Annotated in this window: 18 protein-coding genes; 8 read left to right on the forward strand and 10 right to left on the reverse strand. The window is 65.9% G+C overall.

Going from position 1 to position 18,118, the window contains the following annotated elements:
* From IHE57_RS01470 to IHE57_RS01485, 4 genes are all read left to right on the forward strand, one after another.
* Entirely contained in the window at window positions 1-852 is an 852-nt protein-coding gene (locus IHE57_RS01470; RefSeq protein ID WP_209370281.1) for a class II fructose-bisphosphate aldolase, read from the forward strand.
* Window positions 853-862: 10 nt separating this feature from the next.
* Window positions 863-1,654 carry a DeoR/GlpR family DNA-binding transcription regulator gene (locus IHE57_RS01475; protein ID WP_209370283.1) on the forward strand — a complete coding sequence of 264 codons (792 nt, stop codon included), beginning with the start codon at window positions 863-865 and terminating at the stop codon, window positions 1,652-1,654.
* The gene (locus IHE57_RS01480) at window positions 1,654-2,847 is read left to right on the forward strand and encodes an N-acetylglucosamine-6-phosphate deacetylase (protein WP_209370285.1); all 1,194 of its coding nucleotides are present in this window, start codon (window positions 1,654-1,656) and stop codon (window positions 2,845-2,847) included. Before IHE57_RS01475 ends, IHE57_RS01480 begins: the two co-directional genes overlap by 1 nt.
* A gap of 72 nt (window positions 2,848-2,919) precedes the next feature.
* Window positions 2,920-3,390 (forward strand): cysteine hydrolase family protein, encoded by a 471-nt coding sequence (locus tag IHE57_RS01485; protein ID WP_209370288.1) that lies wholly within the window; start codon window positions 2,920-2,922, stop codon window positions 3,388-3,390.
* Window positions 3,391-3,582: 192 nt separating this feature from the next.
* Here IHE57_RS01485 and IHE57_RS01490 read toward each other — a convergent pair whose 3' ends face one another.
* Window positions 3,583-4,518: a putative endonuclease domain-containing protein gene (locus tag IHE57_RS01490; RefSeq protein WP_209370290.1), complete on the reverse strand. Its 936-nt coding sequence runs from the start codon at window positions 4,516-4,518 to the stop codon at window positions 3,583-3,585.
* 399 nt (window positions 4,519-4,917) lie between these two features.
* Here IHE57_RS01490 and IHE57_RS01495 point away from each other — a divergent pair, with 399 nt between their 5' ends.
* The 3 genes from IHE57_RS01495 (at window position 4,918) to IHE57_RS01505 (ending at window position 7,732) form a co-directional block, all read left to right on the forward strand.
* Window positions 4,918-5,577, forward strand: coding sequence for a hypothetical protein (locus IHE57_RS01495; RefSeq protein WP_209370292.1), 660 nt, complete (start codon window positions 4,918-4,920; stop codon window positions 5,575-5,577).
* 234 nt (window positions 5,578-5,811) lie between these two features.
* A complete protein-coding gene (locus IHE57_RS01500) occupies window positions 5,812-6,420 on the forward strand; it encodes a copper chaperone PCu(A)C (protein WP_253719822.1) in 609 nt (202 codons plus the stop codon).
* On the forward strand, window positions 6,410-7,732 hold the full coding sequence (locus tag IHE57_RS01505; RefSeq protein WP_366933822.1) for a Dyp-type peroxidase: 1,323 nt from the start codon (window positions 6,410-6,412) through the stop codon (window positions 7,730-7,732). Before IHE57_RS01500 ends, IHE57_RS01505 begins: the two co-directional genes overlap by 11 nt.
* Before the next feature lie 57 nt (window positions 7,733-7,789).
* Here the strand turns inward: IHE57_RS01505 and IHE57_RS01510 are convergent, their stop codons facing one another.
* The 6 genes from IHE57_RS01510 to IHE57_RS01535 form a co-directional block, all read right to left on the reverse strand.
* On the reverse strand, window positions 7,790-8,323 hold the full coding sequence (locus tag IHE57_RS01510) for a methylated-DNA--[protein]-cysteine S-methyltransferase (protein ID WP_209370298.1): 534 nt from the start codon (window positions 8,321-8,323) through the stop codon (window positions 7,790-7,792).
* Window positions 8,324-8,394: 71 nt separating this feature from the next.
* Window positions 8,395-9,393, reverse strand: a complete 999-nt coding sequence (locus IHE57_RS01515; protein ID WP_209324264.1) for a glycine betaine ABC transporter substrate-binding protein — start codon at window positions 9,391-9,393, stop codon at window positions 8,395-8,397.
* Between the two features lie 218 nt (window positions 9,394-9,611).
* Window positions 9,612-10,613, reverse strand: coding sequence for a glycine betaine ABC transporter substrate-binding protein (locus IHE57_RS01520; RefSeq protein ID WP_209370303.1), 1,002 nt, complete (start codon window positions 10,611-10,613; stop codon window positions 9,612-9,614).
* A 38-nt stretch (window positions 10,614-10,651) separates the two neighbouring features.
* A complete protein-coding gene (locus IHE57_RS01525) occupies window positions 10,652-11,518 on the reverse strand; it encodes an ABC transporter permease (RefSeq protein WP_209324262.1) in 867 nt (288 codons plus the stop codon).
* Complete coding sequence (locus IHE57_RS01530) at window positions 11,518-12,927, reverse strand: quaternary amine ABC transporter ATP-binding protein (RefSeq protein ID WP_209370307.1); 1,410 nt, start codon at window positions 12,925-12,927, stop codon at window positions 11,518-11,520. The genes IHE57_RS01525 and IHE57_RS01530 overlap by 1 nt, the downstream gene beginning before the upstream one ends.
* A gap of 327 nt (window positions 12,928-13,254) precedes the next feature.
* Window positions 13,255-14,067 carry an alpha/beta fold hydrolase gene (locus tag IHE57_RS01535; RefSeq protein WP_209370310.1) on the reverse strand — a complete coding sequence of 271 codons (813 nt, stop codon included), beginning with the start codon at window positions 14,065-14,067 and terminating at the stop codon, window positions 13,255-13,257.
* A 48-nt stretch (window positions 14,068-14,115) separates the two neighbouring features.
* On the opposite strand from IHE57_RS01535, the gene aroD reads away from it, so the two are divergent.
* Entirely contained in the window at window positions 14,116-14,970 is an 855-nt protein-coding gene (gene aroD, locus IHE57_RS01540; RefSeq protein ID WP_209370313.1) for a type I 3-dehydroquinate dehydratase, read from the forward strand.
* Window positions 14,971-15,300: 330 nt separating this feature from the next.
* On the opposite strand, the gene IHE57_RS01545 is transcribed toward aroD, so the two are convergent.
* From IHE57_RS01545 to IHE57_RS01555, 3 genes are all read right to left on the reverse strand, one after another.
* The gene (locus tag IHE57_RS01545) at window positions 15,301-15,600 is read right to left on the reverse strand and encodes a DUF4235 domain-containing protein (protein WP_039211970.1); all 300 of its coding nucleotides are present in this window, start codon (window positions 15,598-15,600) and stop codon (window positions 15,301-15,303) included.
* A gap of 146 nt (window positions 15,601-15,746) precedes the next feature.
* Window positions 15,747-16,634: an aminotransferase class IV gene (locus IHE57_RS01550; RefSeq protein ID WP_209370315.1), complete on the reverse strand. Its 888-nt coding sequence runs from the start codon at window positions 16,632-16,634 to the stop codon at window positions 15,747-15,749.
* Complete coding sequence (locus tag IHE57_RS01555; protein WP_209370317.1) at window positions 16,631-17,734, reverse strand: VIT1/CCC1 transporter family protein; 1,104 nt, start codon at window positions 17,732-17,734, stop codon at window positions 16,631-16,633. Before IHE57_RS01555 ends, IHE57_RS01550 begins: the two co-directional genes overlap by 4 nt.
* Window positions 17,735-18,118: the final 384 nt, after the last annotated feature.

Below are 18,118 nucleotides of genomic sequence, written 5' to 3' on the forward strand. Positions count from 1 at the left end.
ATGACGAGAGAGACGACGCTCGATCTGCTGCGAGCCGCCGCGCCCGGAGCGGTAGGAGCCTTCAACGTCATCCATCTGGAATCGGCGGAGGCCATCGCCGCCGGTGCCGAGCAGGCAGGCAGCCCCGCGATCATGCAGATCTCCCAGAACTGCGTGAAATACCACGGTGGGCTCGCGCCCATCGCGCGCGCCACGATCGCCGTCGCCGAGGCCGCGCACGTGCCGATCGCCGTCCACCTCGACCACGCGACCGAGCTCGGACTCGTCACCGAGGCGATCGACCTCGGTTTCGACTCCGTGATGTACGACGGTGCCCACCTCGATTTCGCAGCGAACCGTGAGACCACCGCCGAGGTGGTCCGCCGGGCCCATGCTCACGGAGTCGGAGTCGAAGCCGAGCTCGGCGAGATCGGCGGGAAGGACGGAGCACACGCCCCCGGTGTGCGTACGAACCCCTCGGAGGCGGTCGGCTTCGTCGCCGACACCGGCGTCGACGCCCTGGCCGTCGCAGTGGGCAGCTCCCACGCGATGGTCGAGCGCACCAGCACACTCGACCTCGACCTCATCAGACGTTTGGATGAGGTTCTGTCGGTGCCGCTGGTGCTGCACGGCTCATCCGGCGTCGCCGAGCACGAGATCTCTCGGGCCGTCGCCGCCGGAATGCGCAAGATCAACATCTCCACGCACCTGAACAAAGTCTTCACCGCCTCGGTGCGGGCGGCCCTCGCCGCGCAGACCGACCTCGTCGACTCCCGGAAGTATCTCGGGCCGGCGCGGGAGGCGTTCGCAGGCGAGGTCGCTCACCTCATCGAGATGCTCTCCGGGTTTGCCAAACCGCGCGATGAGGACTGAAGCTTGGCGTATGAGCACGCGTGAAGATCGCCTCGATGCCATTCTGGCGAGGCTCGACGAGCAGGGTTCGGTCGGGGTCGAGGCGCTGAGCGGTGAACTCGAGGTCTCCGTGGCGACGATCCGCCGCGACCTCGGCCTGCTCGAGCAGCGTCGGCTCGTCGAACGGACCCACGGTGGGGCGACGCGGCGTGCCGTCGACTACGAACTCTCCCTGCGCTACAAGGAAGCCGCCGCCACCGAGGCGAAGACCGCTATCGCCCGTGCCGCGGTCGATCGCATCCGTCCGGGGTCCGTCGTCGGGCTCTCCGGCGGGACGACGACATTCATGGTCGCCGACGCCCTCAGCGAGCGCGATGACCTCCTCGCCGACCTCACGATCGTCACCAACGCTGTCGACATCGCGAACCGGCTCGCCGTCCACCCTGGAGTCAGAGTGATCGTATGCGGGGGAGTCATCAACACCTCGAGCTTCGAACTCGTCGGATCCTTCGTCGACGGGGTGCTGCGCAGCATCTGGCTGGATCTCGCCTATGTCGGCGTCCACGCGATCTCCGCCACTGGGGGAGGACTCACGGCCAACGTGGACGAAGCCTATGTCAACCGGCTCATGGCCGAACGGGCCGAACGGGCGATCGTCGTCGCAGACTCCTCGAAGTACGGTCGCCGGTCTTTCGCCTCCGTCGGCGGTGCCGACGTGTTCCAGACGATCATCACCGACGACCATCTCAGCGACAGCGGCCGCGATGAACTCATCGCAGCCGGCTTCGAAGTCGAGCTCGCTCCGACGGGAGGGAAGAGCTGATGCCCGCAGCAGCAGACGCCGCCGAGCTCGTCATCCACGACACGGTCGTCCTCGACGGCGAACCGTCTCGGTTCCGGGCCTCCTCGGCGGATACGTGGATCGCCGTCACCGGCGGAGAAGTCATCGCACGCGGGCGCGGTGCCGGGTGGAAGGACCTTCCGGCCTCGCCCGATGCCCGCATCATCGACGGTGCGGCCGGTTATGTCGCGCCCGCCTATGTCGACATCCACTGCCACGGGGCCGGCGGCGCCAGCGCGGAGGACGGCCGTGCCGGTCTCGAGCAGATCCTCGCCGTGCACCGAGCACACGGCACTCGCGGGCTCGCGCTCTCCTACGTCTCGGACACGATCGACGGGCTCTGCCGAGCATTGGCCGAAGGCGCCGACGCCGCCCGCGAACGCCCCGGCGTCATCGGCCTCCACGCCGAAGGGCCGTTCCTGTCCCGGGACTTCAAAGGCGCGCATGCACCCGAGGTCCTCACCGCGCCCACCCCGGACGCGGTCGAGCGGATCATCACCGCAGCCGACGGACGACTCGTCCAGATCACTCTCGCCCCCGAGCTCCCGGGCGCCCTCGACGCGATCGCTCGATTCACCTCGGCGGGGGTCAGGGTCGCCATCGGGCACACCGCGGCCGACTATGCGCAGACAGCAGCCGCCTTCGACGTAGGCGCGAGCATCCTCACCCATGCCTTCAACGGGATGCCGGGCATCCACCACCGTGCCCCCGGCCCGATCCTCGCCGCCGTCGAGGCCGCGCACGTGTCGCTCGAACTCATCAACGACGGTGTGCACGTGAGCGGGCCGGCGGCCCGCATGCTCAGCGACCTCGCTCCGGGACGCATCGTGCTCATCACCGACGCGATGTCTGCGACCGGGATGAGCGATGGGCGCTATGAGCTCGGCTCGCTGCCGGTCGTCGTCGAGGACTCGGTGGCCAGGCTCGTCACTGCGGACGGCTCGCCCGGTTCGATCGCCGGCTCCACCCTGACCATGGAAGAGGCGGTGAAACGCGCCGTCGCCGAGGTCGGGCTCAGCTCGTTCGAGGCCGTCCGGGCAGCGACGTCGGTGCCGCTGCGCGCTCTCGGGCTCGACTCGTCCGTGGACGGCGAACTGCTCGCGGTGGGCATGCCTGCCGAATTCCTGCTCTTGGACCCGGACATGGGCATCCGCGAATCGTGGATCGCGGGATGAGATCTCCGAGCGGCTGATTCCCGGCCGGCCTCGGTGTGTGCCTGGACGGGCGCGACATGGCACGATTGAGGTATGGATGCCCTGCTCCTCATCGACACCGACGACGCCAGCTACCCCAATGACGACGCCATGGAGACCCTCGGCGATATCGTCACCCGCACTCGCGCAGTCGGAGGCGTGCTCATCTTCGCCTCCACGAAGGAGTCCCTCGCGGAGACTCCGGATGAGGAGCTGAGCGTCTTCGTACCCGATGAGGAGGATCTCGTTCTCCGCTCGGAGGGCCCCGATGTCTTCGACAGCATCAGCGATCTTGCTCCCGGTCTGCACGACATGGCCGTCGACCGCATCGTCATCGCCGGTGCCGACGCTGCGCCCGGAGCCGTCTACGGCTCGGCGATGGCGGCGCTCGTGTGCAATTTCGACGTCATCGTCCTCTCCGATTCCACCACCGACCTCAAGGGCGAACCCGTCGATTGGATGGACTCCGCCGAGGAGGCCGGCGCCATGGTCAAGAAGACCGCCGACACCTGGCTGCGGATGTAGGTCCGATCGCGCATCCTTGCTCGTATGCGCCATGAGGCCCCGTTTGTGGTCACAGCGCCGAGGAGCAACGGCCGAAAAGTCGCAATCGCCTCGGCGCCGTGACCACAAACGCTCGTGGGCCGTCCCACGTTCGGCCCAGGTTCCAGGGCTGGTCGACGTTCCAGGCCGACCGTCAGTGGGTGAGGCCGACTGTCAGTGGGTGAGGCGGGCGCGTTCGAGGTGAGCGCGGATCTGCCGCTCGAGCCTGCGCCGATCGGTGCGGGAGGTCACTCTGATGAGCGCCCAGCCTTCGTGCTCGAGCGCATTCTCCCGGTCGATGTCCAGATTCCACTGGCGCGCGTCGGTGCGGTGGAAATCGCTTTCGTACTCGATCGCCAACCGTGCTGCGACGTAGCCGAGATCCGGTCGAATCGCTGTGTTCAGCTGCTCACAGAAGATCCGGGGGTGGATCTCGGGCTCGGGCAGACCGGCCGAAATGATCCACAGTCTGAGCTCGGTCTCTTTCGGGGAGTCGACATCGGGTCGGATGAGAGCAAGCGCCTGCTCGACGCGCCGTCGATTCTTCACCGACTTACGGGATGTGAAGTGTCCCCGAAGCTGAGGGAGAGTGCACAGCCTCGGTCCATGCCATCTCCCGATCATCGCGTCCCCGATCATGACCAACGACGGGACATCGAGGGAAGCGGCGAACTGCAGGAAAAGCGAAGGGCCGGTCATCAGCTGGTGGCCGAACACGTTCGTTCGCTGAAAGTCGGAGACACGGTGCAGGACGACTCCGGCACGACGGATTCGCAGGTTCCGATCATCGACGGACACGTGCAGCTGTCCGTCCATGCTGCCGCGGGGAAGCGGCAGTCCGTAGAGCACGCCGGCTGATGCGTGGCTGGCGGCGACCTGCGGGTACTTCAGCTGGAGGGCGCGGAGCATGAGCCCCATGCGGTCCCATTCGTCGTCTGCCCACTCGGGCGCAACGCGTGTGACCCGGCGATTCGGGTCCGCGCGAATCCCGTACATCACGCGCTCGGTCGGTTCGGGGGCTCGGAGCTTCCATTCGCTGATCCCGTGGCGTGCGGCGTCGCCGGACAGGAAGAGTCGCGGTGCAGAGCGTTTGTCTGTGTATCCGTTCATCCTCGTATCCTCACGATCGTGGGTTCCAGTCGGAAAGGGCCCGCGGGGAGGCTGTGGATGACTTCCGGAGTCCAGTGGACCTGTGGAGGCGAGTGGGCCGAGTCGGGAATCCTGGTTGTGGTCACTGCACCGAGGTGAAATCGGCAGAAATGTGGTTTCGCCTCGGTGCAGTGACCACAAACGGGTCCATTGCTGTGGACAGTGGGCACATGAGTCGGCATGTGAGGGGCGATGCCAGGGTCGAGAAGACCGCCGACACCTGACAGCGGATGCAGGGACGCTCCGTTGCTCGCGAAGTTCTACATTGAGTAGAATGCGTGAGTGGGCTGAGAGTTCAGCTGTGAGAGCGTGACCACCGTCGGACACCCGCAGCTTGACCGAGGCCCGAGAGGAGGACGCATGACCGGATGGACGAAATCCGCGCGTGCGCTCTTCGCCGCGCTCGTCACGACCCAGTTGGCGCTGCTCGTGCACATCGGCGCCGGAGGAAGTGCTTCGCCGATCGGCACTGCCGTCGTCTTCGTCCTCGTGCTCTGGGCGGCGATGATCCTCGCGAGTCGACGTCTCGGATATCTCAGCCTGAGCGCCCTGCTCGGTCTCGGGCAGGTGCTCATGCACTTGACGATGAGCTGGTCCTCGGGCGCACAGATGGGCGCGCACCCCGCCTCGGCGAGTGGCGGGTCCGGTCACGGCTCAATGGCCTCGGGAACCCACTCCGGGCATCTCGTCCCCGCTTCGGGGTCCCTTGATCTGAGTTCTGCGACCGCGGCGGTGGGCCATTCGACCCACGGGAACACCTCGTCCGGCATGATCCTCGCCCACCTCGCCGCTGTTGCGCTCACCGCGGTGGTCCTCAAGCGCGGTGAGGACATCGTCCTCAGCATCCTGCAGCTGGCTCTGGGCCCCGTGATCGGTGCCCTGCATGCCCTCGCCGAGGCGACCGGAGTCCTGGCCGACCGACCGGCCCGACTGCTCGCGAGCCGGTGCCCGCTGCCGCAGGCGATCGCCTCGGCAGTGGTCGGAGCGAACTATCGCCGCGGGCCGCCCGCACTCGTCTGACACCTCTTTCCGGTGGTGAATGCCACCGTGAACCACCCACCATGCGGTGACAGTCGAGCGCCGGGAAACGGCAGCGCTCCGTCCGGAAACTCTTCGCCCGGTCGTGAGGCTTGCGCTCACGCGTGCTTGCGCTGCAGACACGCCTGCGTTCAAGCACGCCTGCGGCACCTCCTCGGCGCCGGATTCCGGACCCGGCCGTGCTCGACTGCACCAGGAAACGAAAGTGCAGACAACATGCGAAAGAACATCACACTGGCCATCGCCCTGCCCCTCGCCGTCGTCCTCGGTCTGTCCGGCTGCGGCCAGAACGAGACCCGGGCCGCCGACTCGGAGCCGAGCTCGGCCGCCGCCTCCCAGATCGACGCCGATGCCCTCAGCCTCGACGGTGCCTGGGTCAAGGCCGCCGACGACGGGATGACGGCGGTCTTCGGCGAACTGCACAACAGCACAGACCGCGACATCAACCTCGTGGCCGTGAAGTATCCGGACGCGAAGTCCGTCGAACTGCACGAGACGAACGAGGACGGTTCAGGCGGCATGTCGATGCAGGAGAAGAAGGGAGGCTTCGTCGTCCCGGCCAGGAAGAGCCTCAGGCTCGAACCCGGTGGCGAACACATCATGATCATGGGCCTGCAGAAGGCGATCGAGCCGGGCGAGCAGATCACCCTCGAACTCGTCACTGCCGATGATCAGACCATCGAGGCCACGGCAGTGGCGAAGGACTACTCCGGGGCCCAGGAGAACTACGCTCCGGGCGAAGCCGCCGGAGCCCACGACGGCCACGAGGAGTCAGGCCACGAGGAGTCCGGGAACTCGGACCACGGAGCCCACGGTGACCACTGAGTCGGGCCGGACCGGTTTCAGTCGTCGCGGTCTCATCACCTCGGCGGCCGCGGCCGGCGGGGCGGGACTCATCGGAGCCGCGGGATTCGGCCTCGGCCGAGCCGATTACGGCTCTGGTTCCGGTTCCACGGGTGAGCCTGCAGGTGGCGGAGAGCCGCCTCAGCGGGATCAGGACGGAGCGAACGGGGCGGCCGTCGAGCCGTTCTTCGGAGCCCGTCAGGCCGGAGTCGAGACTCCGCCCCAGGCCTATGCGCATTTCCTCGCGTTCACGCTTCGACCTGGTATGAAGGCCGCCGAGGCGATCCGGTGGCTGCGTCTGCTCACCGCAGACGCGGCCGCCCTGACCCAGGGACAGGCGCCGCTGGCCGACTCCGAAGCCGAACTCGCCGCCGATCCCGCCCGGCTGACGGTGACCTTCGGTTTCGAGCCCGGACTCGTCGCCCTGGCGGGGGAGGAGCATGTGCCCGATTGGCTGGGGCCGCTGGAAGGATTCACGATCGATCGTCTCGACCCCGATCGGTGCACGGGCGACCTGCTCCTGCAGATCTGCGGCGACGACCGGCTGACGACGGCGCATGCGTGTCGCATGCTGTTAAAGGACTCGCGGACCTTCGCCGAGGTGGCCTGGCAGCGCGACGGGTTCCGCCGCGCCTACGGCAGCTCGGAAGAAGGGCGGACTCAGCGGAACCTCTTCGGTCAGCTCGACGGCACGGCCAACCCCGGGCCCGAGTCGGAGGACTTCGAGCGGATCGTCTGGGGGAGCGGCCGTGCGGTGGATGACGCGGTGTTCTCGGCACGGGGTGAGCCGCCGGCCGACCTCGGGGCGCATCTGCCGCCGTGGCTGCGAGGAGGGACGACGCTCGTGCTGCGGGACATCGCGATGAACCTCGACACCTGGGACAAGGCCGACCGGCCGGCCCGCGAGTTCTCGACAGGTAGGACCCTCGACACCGGCGCCCCGTTATCGGGCACGGACGAGTTCGACGTTCCGGACTTCACCGCCGTCGACGCACGGGGACTGACGAAGATCTCGAAGGCCTCACACGTGGCACGTGCCCGCGACGGGCTGGGGCCGGAGGTGCAGATCCACCGGCGCACGTTCAACTACGACACCGGTGCCGGAGAGGGTGCGGGCCTGCTGTTCGCCTCCTTCCAGGCCGATATCGACCGGCAGTTCCTGCCGATCCAGCGCCGCCTCGCCGAGGTCGATCTGCTCAATGAGTGGACCACGCCGATCGGCTCGACGGTGTGGGCGATTCCGCCGGGCGCGTCCGAGGACGGCTATATCGGGCAGAGCCTGTTCGAGGGGTGATGCGCGTGGCTGCCGGGGCCGGTCTGTCCGTCCGGCCCCGGCCCGGGCGCTCCGTGGTCAGAACAGCGGCTGCGGCAGCGCATCCTCCCACTCGAGCAGCCGACGCTTGGTCTCGATCTCGTTCCCGGGCAGCCCACCCGAATAGCCGCCGAGGCCGGCACCTGAGACGACCCGGTGACAGGGGACGATGATCGGAATCGGGTTGAGGCCCATGATCCCGCCGACGGCACGGGCCGGAATGCCCGTGCCGCTGGCCGCGGCGAGTTCCCCGTAGGTGACGGTGGCCCCGGCTGCGACGGTCTCGGCCAGAGTCGTGAGCACCGCCCGTGCGACGTCCGAGATCGGTCCGAAGTCGATCGGCAGGTCGAAATCGCCGAGGTGACCGTCGAAGTAGGCGCGCAGCTGAGCGATCGCCTCGACCAGAACGGGGGAGCCGTCGCCGATTTCGGTCCGGCCCCGTCCGCGCTCCGGGTCGGTCGCCTCGGCGGTCGCGTCCCATTCGAGTCCGACGATGGAGTGACCGTCAGTGCTCACGATGATGGGGCCTACGGGAGTGCCGAGTGCGGCGAACGCGCAGTCGGAGGTTTCCAAAGCTCGGCTCCCTTCACCTCGGCGGAGTTCTCGGACCCGTGAGTCACGGCCGAGCGGTGTGGTCGTCTCGATCAGCCTACGAGCTTTCCTGCTCGGAAGTCGTCGACGAAGTCAGGATTCTCATCGAGCCATTCGGCGACGGCGTCTTCCAGGTTCTCGCCGTTGTACTCGTCCTCCGAGAACATCAGTGCTTCGAGATCAGCGAGCTGGTCTTCGGTCATCGCGAAGTTCTTCACTGCCTGCGCCACATATGGGAACTTCTTCACGGAGTCCTTATTGCCGAGATTGTAGAGGATCTCCTTATCGCCGAGTGAGTTCTTCGGATCTTCGAGGTCGCGCATCGGGAACTTGCTGTATGCCCAGTGCGGGTGCCACAGCGTGACCGCGATGTTGTCGCCGGCATCGGTGGATTTCTTCACCTGTGCGAGCATCGCCGGCGTCGACGAGATCTTGTATTCGAGCTGTTCCAATCCGTAGTCGGGAATGACCTTCTCCTTCGTGGCCTTGGTCAGCCCGGCTCCTGCTTCGATGCCGTAGAGCGTGTTGCCGTAGTCGTCGGCCATCGTCTTGAGGTCCTCGATCGTCTTCGCCGGTGAGTCCTCATTCACTGCGATGGTGTTCTGTGCCGCACCGTACCAGCAGCCCTGGATGTCGACGTCGTCCTTGACCGTCTCGTAGTAGGAGGCATGCGTAGTCGGCATCATCATGTCCATGTGGAAGTCGACATCGCCGACCGCGACTGCCTGGTAAGCGGGACCCGCCTCGAGCTCCTTGATCTCGACGGTGTATCCGTCTCGTTCCAAGAGATTCGTCAGGGTGTAGACACTCGCGTAAGTCTCGTCCCAGCCGTTGAAGACGGCGAAGGTCACGTTCTTGTCATCGTCGGGGTCGAGCGAGTCGAGATCTTCGGAATCCGAGCCCGGCTCGCATGCGGTCCAGTCCTTGTCGCCGGCCGTTGAATCTGCACTATCACCCTCTCCGCCTCCGCTGTTGCTCACACCACAGGCTGAGAGGGTGAGCAGAGACGCCGCAATGAGGCTGCCGGCTTTGAGGATCGTTGAACGTACCATTTCATTTCCCTTTCGATGATTCGTCCCGAAACTGAGAGTCGCTGCTTCAGGACATATGTGATCACAATCGGTTGTCAAAAAATGAGGAGGGTGTGCGGCAAACATCTGTTCGCGGCACACCCTCCTCACTGGCTGATCCGAACGGGTTCTTCGGATCGATGAGGTTCCGATCTGATGCGAACCTCATCGGTGCGGCGAGCACATCGGCTCGGTTTCAGTTACTTGGCGAGTTCGCCCTTCTTCCACTGGTCGACGAAGTCCGGGTTGTCCTTCAGCCATTCGGCAACGGCCTTCTCGTGGTCGTCGCCGCCGTAGTGCTCATCGGAGAACATGAGGTTCTCGAGGCTGGCCAGGTGGTCATCGTCGAGGACGAGGTTCTGCAGAAGCTGCGAGACATAGGGGTGCTCGTCGGCAGCATCCTTGCCTGAGAAGCTGAAGATGCGCTCGGCATCGCCCATGGCCCCCTTCGGGTCCTTGAGATCCCGGACCGGGAAGGCGTCATAGGCCCAGTGCGGACGCCACAGGGTCACTGCGACGTTCTCTCCGGCCTCTGTCGACTTCTTCAGCTGCGCGAGCATCGCCGGAGTCGAGGAGATCTTGAACTCGAGGTTGTCGAGCCCGTACTCGGGAATCGCCTTCTCCTTGGTGGTCTTCGTCAGACCGGCACCGGCGTCGATGCCGTAGAGGATGTTGTTGTACTCATCGCCCATGTCCTTGAGATCGCCGATCTCCTTGGCCGGGGAGTCTTCGCTCACGGCGATGGTCAGCTTGGCGTTGTCGTACCAGCAGCCGTGGTCGACGAGTTTGTCACCGTACTGCTCGATGTAGCTCTCGTGCGTCAGCGGCAGCCAGCCATCGGTGAAGAAGTCGATATCGCCCTTGGCCACACCGGTGAACATCGGTCCGGCATCGAGTTCCTTGGTCTCGACCTTGTATCCGTCCTCTTCGAGGACGTTCTTGATGAGGTAGACGGTGGCGTAGGACTCGTCCCAGCCGTTGAAGATGCCGAGGGACACGGTCTTCTCGTCGTCCTCGAGGTCGGCGACGTCTTTCGACCCTTCGCCGGGTGTGCACTGGGACCAGTCCTTGCCGTCGGCATTCGTCTCGTCGCCACCGCCGCCGGCGGGTTCGCCGCCGGAGTTCGATGCTCCACACGCCGAGAGGGCAAGTGCGCTGGCGGCGAGGATGCCTCCCAGCTTGGTCAAGGTTGTCGTTTTCATGTGACTCTCCTTCGGTACTCGAATTGAATGGATGGGGATCACGCGGCCGCGGCCTTGTGGGCGCGTTCGATCGGGGTCTTCTTTCCGAGAGCGGCGGTGACTCGGTCGAGGAAGATCGCCACGACCACCACGGCCAGGCCTGCTTCGACAGCGAGGGGCACGTCGAGGGCGCTGATGCCGCCGACGACTGCGCCACCGAGGCCACCGGAGCCGACCATGCCGGCGAGGACGACCATCGACAGTGCGAGCATGATCACCTGGTTGATGCCGGCCATGATGGTGGGCATCGCCAGGGGGATCTGGATCTTCGACAGAATATGGCCCGGGCTGGCACCGAAGGCCTGACCGGCCTCGACGACCTCGGTGTTGACCTGTCGGATGGCGAGCTCGGTCAGGCGCACGCCCGGGGGCAGCGCGAAGATGATGGTCGCGATCGCGCCCGGTGTCTGGCCGATGCCGAACATGAGGATCGCCGGAACCAGGTAGGCCAGTGCCGGCATCGACTGCATGAAGTCGAGGATCGGTTTGACCGCGGTCGACACCCAGCTCACCTTGGCGGCGAGGATGCCGAGCGGGATGGCGATGATCAGTGCGACGAGGACTGCCACGATGACCAGAGCCAGAGTCGACATCGTGTTGTCCCACTGGTCGAGGGCGCGGACGAAGTAGAACCCGATGAGGGTGAAGACGGCGACCTTCCAACCGGCGGCGAAGAACGCGATCGCTGCCAGGATGACGATCATGATGAGGTAGACCGGCGATGAGAATACGAGGTAGAGAATGTCGTAGAGGCCGCCGAGGACGAGGTTGATGAAGTCGAGCAGCCACTGAAATGCGGAAGTGAACCAGGTGAGGAAGTCGTTGACCCAATCACCGAGCGGCAGACGCGGATTCATGAAGTCCATCAGTGCTTACCTCCTTCTACGTCGGCCGTGCCCCCGGTGGCGGCATCGGTTCCCTGGTTCTTGTCGCCGTCGGCCACCAGTCCGTCTGCGGTCGCGGCTTCCGCCGTTGCTGGAGCCGCCTGCTCGTCGGTGAAAGCGGCGCCGTTCTCACTGTCAGCCTCAGCCGCGCTCGGCGATTCGAGCACGGGCTCGGACTCTTCCCTGACCGGTGGGATCTCTCCGGTCGCCGGCCCCGGATCGGCCATGGAGTTGAGCAGGGCCACTCGGGGAACGATCCCGAGCAGACGCCGGTTCTCATCGACGACGGTCAGAGGCACCTTGGCCGTGGAGCTGGGAGCGAAGAGCTCGGAGATCGGAGTCTCCGGGCTGACCGTGAACAGGTTCGTCTTCTCCACGATGTCGGTGATCGTGTGCTGCCCCTCGCGGGCGGCCTTGACCACGTTGCGGTCGCTGACGAGCCCGACCACCCTGCGATTCTCGTCGAGGACGAGCAGCCCGGAGGAGTTGTTGTCCTCAAGCGTCTTCATGGCCAGGCGCGGGCCGGCCTCGATGCTGATCGTGGCCTCGGTCTCGCGCATGATCGACGCGGCGGTCAGTACTCGCGTGCGGTCGACATCCTGGACGAACTCGGCGATGTAGTCATCGGCCGGCTGTGTGAGGATCTCCTCGGAGGTTCCGATCTGGACGATGCGGCCATCGCGCATGACGGCGATCCTGTCGCCGAGGAACATCGCCTCATTGAGGTCGTGGGTGATGAAGATGATGGTCTTGTTCAATTTGGACTGCAGTTCGACGAGTTGCTCCTGCATCTCGCGGCGGATCAGCGGATCGAGTGCAGAGAACGCTTCGTCCATGAGCAGGATGTCCGTCTCCGCCGCCAGTGCGCGCGCCAGTCCGACTCGCTGCTGCATGCCGCCGGAGAGCTGCTGGGGATATTTGTCGCCCCAGCCCTCGAGACCGACGGTCTTGAGCCATTCCTCCGCCTTCTCCATGCGCTCGGCCTTCGGCACCCCCTGGACCTCCAGGGAGTAGGCGGCGTTCTCTCGCACGGTGCGGTGCGGCAGCAGTGCGAAGTGCTGGAACACCATCGACACATGTTTGCCGCGGACTTTCCGCAGAGTCGAGGAGTCCGCCTTCGAAATATCGGTTCCGAGCACCTCGACGGATCCCCCGGAAGGCGCCCAGAGCCCGTTGAGAGTGCGGATCAGGGTCGACTTGCCGGAACCCGACAGGCCCATGACGACGAAGATCTCGCCCTCTTCGACCTCGAAGCTCGCGTCGATGACTGCGGCTGTGCCGAGTTTGGTGAGGTCTTTGCGATCGGCGCCTTCTTCGAGCCGTTTGATCACTTCGTTCGGCCGTTTGCCGAAGACTTTGTAGACATGTGATGCCTTGACGACAACGCTCATGTGCTTCCTCCTTGCATTCTTGGCTCTCCGCAAGAACGAGAGGCCCACCCCCGTTTGCACGGTTCGGTGATCGCAGATCCGATTGGCTCGATTGCGAACACGCCTCACCGCACACGGATATCTGATTGACCATTGTAGTTTTGTTCAGGAATTTCGGTAGAGATTTTATCCGGTTTATGCGGAGTGGCGCTCTTGACTAGGCTTCTGACCTGGAGAAATGCAGAGCGTTGCGTTACTTGATTGTTATAATCAACAGTTGGAACACCTAGGTGTTCCGTAAACGGATTTGCTGTCGGATGCGAATTCTTGATGCCGAAGGTGACCTTGTCAGCAGGTCTCCTCGAGTGCCCCTATGAGAAACCGGACGACGGCAGGAGTGACCACCTCCGCGAACTCTTCGAAGAATCCGTGGCGTCCTTCGGGGAGGATGAGCAGCCGAGAACCGACGATGCGCTCGTGGAGGATGTGGGCATTGGCGACCGGGTTCATCCGGTCCTCGCCGCCGTGGATGATGAGCGTGGGCGCCTCGATCTCGGGCAGCCGGTCCCAGGCATCGTGATTGGCGCTGATGCGCAGGTGAGCGGCTGACTCGGCCGCGGTCATCGTATCGTCGCCGAGCAGCTTGCTGTACTCGGGAGTCACCGTCCAGGCCGGGGTGTAGAACAGGTCGAACAGGTACCGCGAGTGCTCCGCTCCGCGCAGCCGCGCCAAGGACTGGCCGACCTCGCGTGCCCGCTTGAGAGCATGCGATCCGCCCGGAGTCGTGCACGCGAGCACCAGTGCGCTCACCCGTTCGGGAAAGTCGACGGCGAGCATCTGCGCAATGCGTCCGCCCATCGAAGTGCCGTAGACGGCGGCCCGTTCGACGCCGAGGCGGTCGAGCACGTCGGCAGCGTCGGCGGCGAAGCTCGCGGTCGACAGTTCGCCGAGCTCACCTCGGCTGCCGCCCGTGCCTCGGTAATCGAAGGTGATGGTGCGCATCTGCAGCTCGAAGCTCTCGCGCAGACCGTCCCACCATGCGTGCGAGTTCGCCTGGCCTTGGAGCAGCATCAGTGCAGGGGCCTCGGCGGGGCCGCTGTCCTGGACCGCGATGGGGAAGCCGTCGCGTGTGCTGATCGTGTGCGCTTCCCTCGTCCCCATCCGTGTCCTCCCGCCTGCGTGCGCCGAGCGAGCGCCTACGCTTGAACCATGAAGCCATTGCCCTTCCTCAATCCTGCCGCAGGAACGCCCGCCGCGAGGAATCCGGCGCGACCGGCCGTGATCGTGCCGACCCAGGCCGTCGATTCCGAGGAGCTCTCCGCCCAGTGTGCCGCGGTGGCAGCGACGGGCGTCGTCGACGTCATCGAATGGCGCATCGATCCGCTGCTCGCGCGCTCGATCGCCGGTGGGTCCCTGAACGACGAGGCACCCGCGGTGGTCAGCGGGGAAGTGCCCGGCAGTGCAGCGCCACGGGCCGAGGAGGTTCTCGAGCTGCTGCCGCAGGCAGCCGCGGCCGGTCTGCCGGTGCTCCTGACCGCGCGCACCGCCGGCGAGGGCGGGCTCGTCGAGATCGCAGCCGACGAATACGCCGAGGTGCTCCGACGCCTGATCGCGGGGCTGGCCGACGCCGAGGTGGGAGCGGTTCCCGTGGCAATCGACGTGGAGATCGATCGCGCCGAGGCCCGCGAGCTCATCGCCTCGGCGCGAGAACACGGCATCCCGACGATCGCCTCGCTCCATGACTTCGAGTCCACGGGTTCGTATGAGGCGCTGCTCGCGACATTCCGCTCCATGGCCGACGCCGGCGCGGATGTGGCGAAGGCGGCGATGATGCCGCAGACCCCGGCAGATGTCTGCCGGCTGTTGGCGGCGACAGCGAAGGCTGATGTGATGTTGGGTGTGCCCGTCCTCGGCATCTCGATGGGAGCTCTGGGGCGCACCAGCCGGATCATGGGTGCGGATTTCGGCAGTTGTGCGACGTTCGCGCAGATCGGAGAGGCCTCGGCACCGGGGCAGATCGACGCCGCGCGGCTGGCCGAGATCCTCGACCGCGTCTGCGGTTGAGGTCGTCTTAGGCGGAAGTCCCCGCGTAGGTGGTCGTTCTGGGCGGAAGCCCCCGCGTAGGTGGTCGTTCTGGGCGGAAATCCCTGCGGCGAATTCGCCCATTTCGCCCACCTACGCAGCTCATCGCGTGCTGGAGCGGGCGGTCGTGCTCACATCAGACCCAGCTTGCGTCGAATCTTCGCCTCCAGTTGCCTGTAATCGGTCTTCCGGGTCACCTTGAGCACGGTCCACCCGGCGTCGACCAGTGCTTCGTCCACGAGGTCGTCCAGGCTGAGGCGGGCGCGAGCCGGGGAGGCGGGACGGCGGCCGAGCCCGCCTCCGCCGAGGAGGTCAGTCGGTGATCTCCTCGATCTGCTTGCGGAACTTCTTCGGCAGGGCTTCCTCGCCGAAGTTGTTTCGCACGGTGTTCGCGGCGATGCGCTGCACGACGAGCTGAGCCACGGCCACGCCGACGCCGGAGACGATCGTCCAGGCCAGGGCCTCGGACATCGAGATCTCGTCATCGACGGGATTCGACGGCGCCGGACGCTTCGTCGACTTCTCCCACGCGAAGGTCAGGGTCTTGCGAGCGACGAATGCGGCTGCGATGGGCGCTCCCACGCCGATGATCTGCCAAGCGAGCTTTCCCATGCTCGTGTCCTTTCCTCTGAAGCTCAATCCCACGGCGATGCTGCGCCGAGGGCGACGTGTTCCGTCCGAGTCAACACTAACGCAGTCCGCAGCGTACGGTGCCCAACGGCACAGAAGCGGTGCGCGAAACCGCCGCGCTGCGAGCGTCAGCCGGCTCGGATGATCTCCTGAAACCTCTTGGTGAGCGCTTCGTCGACGGCGAGGGTGTTGCCGTCGAGTTCGCGCAGCGCCACGGCCGTGCGCATCGATGAGACGTACCACGCGCCATCGGCGGTCTTGAGGTCCTCGAGGCCGAGGTCGGCGTATTCCGCTCGCAGTCCGAGTTCCGCGGCATGATCGAAGATCAGCCGCTGCGTCGTGCCCGAGAGCAGGCCGGCCTCAGGGTCGGGCGTGAGCAGGCGCTCGCCGCGTCGGATGATGAGGTTCGCGGTCGGGCCTTCGAGGACGACGCCGTCGTGGGAGACGAACAGCGCCTCATCGGCCCCGTGCTCTCCGGCGTAGCGGCCGGCTGCCTGGTTGACCGCATAGGACAGGGTCTTGGCCCCGATGAGCAGCCACGGGGCCTTGCTGCCGATGTACGCGTCGAAGCCGCGGTCGAGACTGACGGCGCTGACGCCCTGTGCGCGAGCGGCGAGGATGTGCTCGTCCACGGGGACGGGGAACGCCCACCCGCGGGGCCGGAGCTCGCCGTCCGTGCGCTGCTCACCACGCGACATCGCATAGCGGATCCCGAATTCGGTGATGCTCGGGTCGGCGGCGGTCACCTCGGCGATCACTGCGGCGATGACCCGATCCCACAGGTGGGGGTCGGGTTCGGGCAGGCTCAGGGCCGAGGCGGAGGCGCAGAACCGCTGGAAGTGGCGCTCCCGCGAGACGATGGTGGTCCCGGCCGAACCGCGGGAGACGAGCACGGTTTCGAAGATCCCGTCGCCGCGGTGGGCAGAGAGGTCGGTGACCGGCAGCTGCGGCGCTGTCAGATCAGCGATCTCGAACGTCGAGGACGTCGGGTCGACGAGGATGAGCGTGTCGGTCATGCGGTACCTCCGAAGAGCAGTCCGAGTGCATAGGTCACGGCGGCGGCACCGAAGCCGATGCCGAGCTGGCGCAGCGCGCGCGGTCCCGGGGCCTTGCCCGAGAGCAGTCCGACGACGCCGCCGGTGAACAGCAGCGCGATGCCCACCAGGCCGGCGGACAGGAGGACGGCGGGCAGACCGGACATCCCGAAGATATAGGGCAGGATCGGAATGAGCGCGCCGGAGGAGAAGAAGCAGAAGCTCGACAGGGAAGCTCCGAGGCCGGTGCCGAGCTCATCGCGGTCGACGCCGGAATCGAGGGCGGGCAGCTTCGGGGCCTGCTTGTTCTTCGCCGCGGCGATCGTGCGATTCGCCTGGGCTTCGGCCTCGCGACCGTCCATTCCGCGGGCGCGGAAGACGAGTGCGAGCTCGTTGGCGTCGATGTTGAGATCGGCCAGGGCATGCCGGGACTCGGGGTCCGGGGTTGATGCCTCGAGCAGCTCGCGCTGGGATCGCACGGAGATGTACTCCCCGGCTCCCATCGACAGGGCGCCGGCGAGCAGTCCGGAGGCTCCGGTGAGGAGGATGACCGTGTTCGACACTCCTGCCGCTCCGACGCCGAGGACGAGGGCCAGATTGGAGACCAGTCCGTCGTTCGCGCCGAAGACGGCGGCCCTGAAATTGCCCGACAGCCGGGCCCGAGAGCGGGCGGCCAGAGCGCGGACCACCTCGGCGTGGATGCGTTCGTCGGCGGCCATTTCGGCTGAAGCAGCCTCGTCGTCCTCATAGGGCGAGCTCGTCTCGGACTGCTGCGCGAGCGCGAGGACGAACACGGAGCCGAACATGCGGCCGAGGAAGGCCAGGCAGCGGGTGAGGAGATCCGCCGAGCGGCGCTTCTCGGCATGCTCGCCGAGCAGTGAGATCCAGTGCTCCTGATGGCGGGACTCCGCGGTGGCCAGATTGAGGAGGATCTCTCTGTCCTCGCCCGTGCGGCGTTCGGCGAGATCCCGGTACACCCGCTCCTCGAGCCGTTCATTGGCGAGGTAGCGCTGCCAGCGGCGAATGGTCCGTCTGTCGGGTGAGGCGGGCTGGGCACCTGCGGCGGATTCGTTGGTCGTCACTGGTCCGAGTCTAGCCGGGAGAAGGGATTCCGGCACCCGAGCGCACGGTTCTGAGCCGCAGAGGCGGCAGGCAGGCGGAGGCGGATGGGAACGACTCGACGTGCTGGCGCGAAACCAGGACGGCGCATGCGGGCGCGAAACCATTCGGTGACCGGTTGTTATCAATTCGTGATATTAAACCTCACCGATGTGGGCTAGATTAAAGCCCAATGTGAATTGTGTCACCGTTTCGTTATAGAAGAATGTGATTCGTTACCAATGACGGGTCATGGCGGAACGTCAGAATCGAGCTTCCCCGCAACGCAGCCGACGAGGCCGACATCGGTGTGAAAGTGCACACCATGGCGGTCGGCTCCGGCGCGCCGTTCCATACGATTCCGCAGG

This window comes from Brevibacterium renqingii (genome assembly GCF_017808105.1).
Taxonomy (GTDB): Bacteria; Actinomycetota; Actinomycetes; order Actinomycetales; family Brevibacteriaceae; genus Brevibacterium; species Brevibacterium renqingii.

Excerpts from the sequence above, each read along its gene's own strand:
- IHE57_RS01500 (WP_253719822.1), top strand. The coding sequence starts at position 5,812 with ATGCGAAAGAACATCACACTGGCCATCGCCCTGCCCCTCGCCGTCGTC.
- IHE57_RS01525 (WP_209324262.1), bottom strand. The coding sequence starts at position 11,518 with ATGGACTTCATGAATCCGCGTCTGCCGCTCGGTGATTGGGTCAACGAC.
- aroD (WP_209370313.1), top strand. The coding sequence starts at position 14,116 with ATGAAGCCATTGCCCTTCCTCAATCCTGCCGCAGGAACGCCCGCCGCG.
- IHE57_RS01475 (WP_209370283.1), top strand. The coding sequence starts at position 863 with ATGAGCACGCGTGAAGATCGCCTCGATGCCATTCTGGCGAGGCTCGAC.
- IHE57_RS01470 (WP_209370281.1), top strand. The coding sequence starts at position 1 with ATGACGAGAGAGACGACGCTCGATCTGCTGCGAGCCGCCGCGCCCGGA.
- IHE57_RS01495 (WP_209370292.1), top strand. The coding sequence starts at position 4,918 with ATGACCGGATGGACGAAATCCGCGCGTGCGCTCTTCGCCGCGCTCGTC.
- IHE57_RS01535 (WP_209370310.1), bottom strand. The coding sequence starts at position 14,067 with ATGGGGACGAGGGAAGCGCACACGATCAGCACACGCGACGGCTTCCCC.
- IHE57_RS01530 (WP_209370307.1), bottom strand. The coding sequence starts at position 12,927 with ATGAGCGTTGTCGTCAAGGCATCACATGTCTACAAAGTCTTCGGCAAA.
- IHE57_RS01480 (WP_209370285.1), top strand. The coding sequence starts at position 1,654 with ATGCCCGCAGCAGCAGACGCCGCCGAGCTCGTCATCCACGACACGGTC.
- IHE57_RS01485 (WP_209370288.1), top strand. The coding sequence starts at position 2,920 with ATGGATGCCCTGCTCCTCATCGACACCGACGACGCCAGCTACCCCAAT.
- IHE57_RS01550 (WP_209370315.1), bottom strand. The coding sequence starts at position 16,634 with ATGACCGACACGCTCATCCTCGTCGACCCGACGTCCTCGACGTTCGAG.
- IHE57_RS01515 (WP_209324264.1), bottom strand. The coding sequence starts at position 9,393 with ATGGTACGTTCAACGATCCTCAAAGCCGGCAGCCTCATTGCGGCGTCT.
- IHE57_RS01545 (WP_039211970.1), bottom strand. The coding sequence starts at position 15,600 with ATGGGAAAGCTCGCTTGGCAGATCATCGGCGTGGGAGCGCCCATCGCA.
- IHE57_RS01520 (WP_209370303.1), bottom strand. The coding sequence starts at position 10,613 with ATGAAAACGACAACCTTGACCAAGCTGGGAGGCATCCTCGCCGCCAGC.
- IHE57_RS01490 (WP_209370290.1), bottom strand. The coding sequence starts at position 4,518 with ATGAACGGATACACAGACAAACGCTCTGCACCGCGACTCTTCCTGTCC.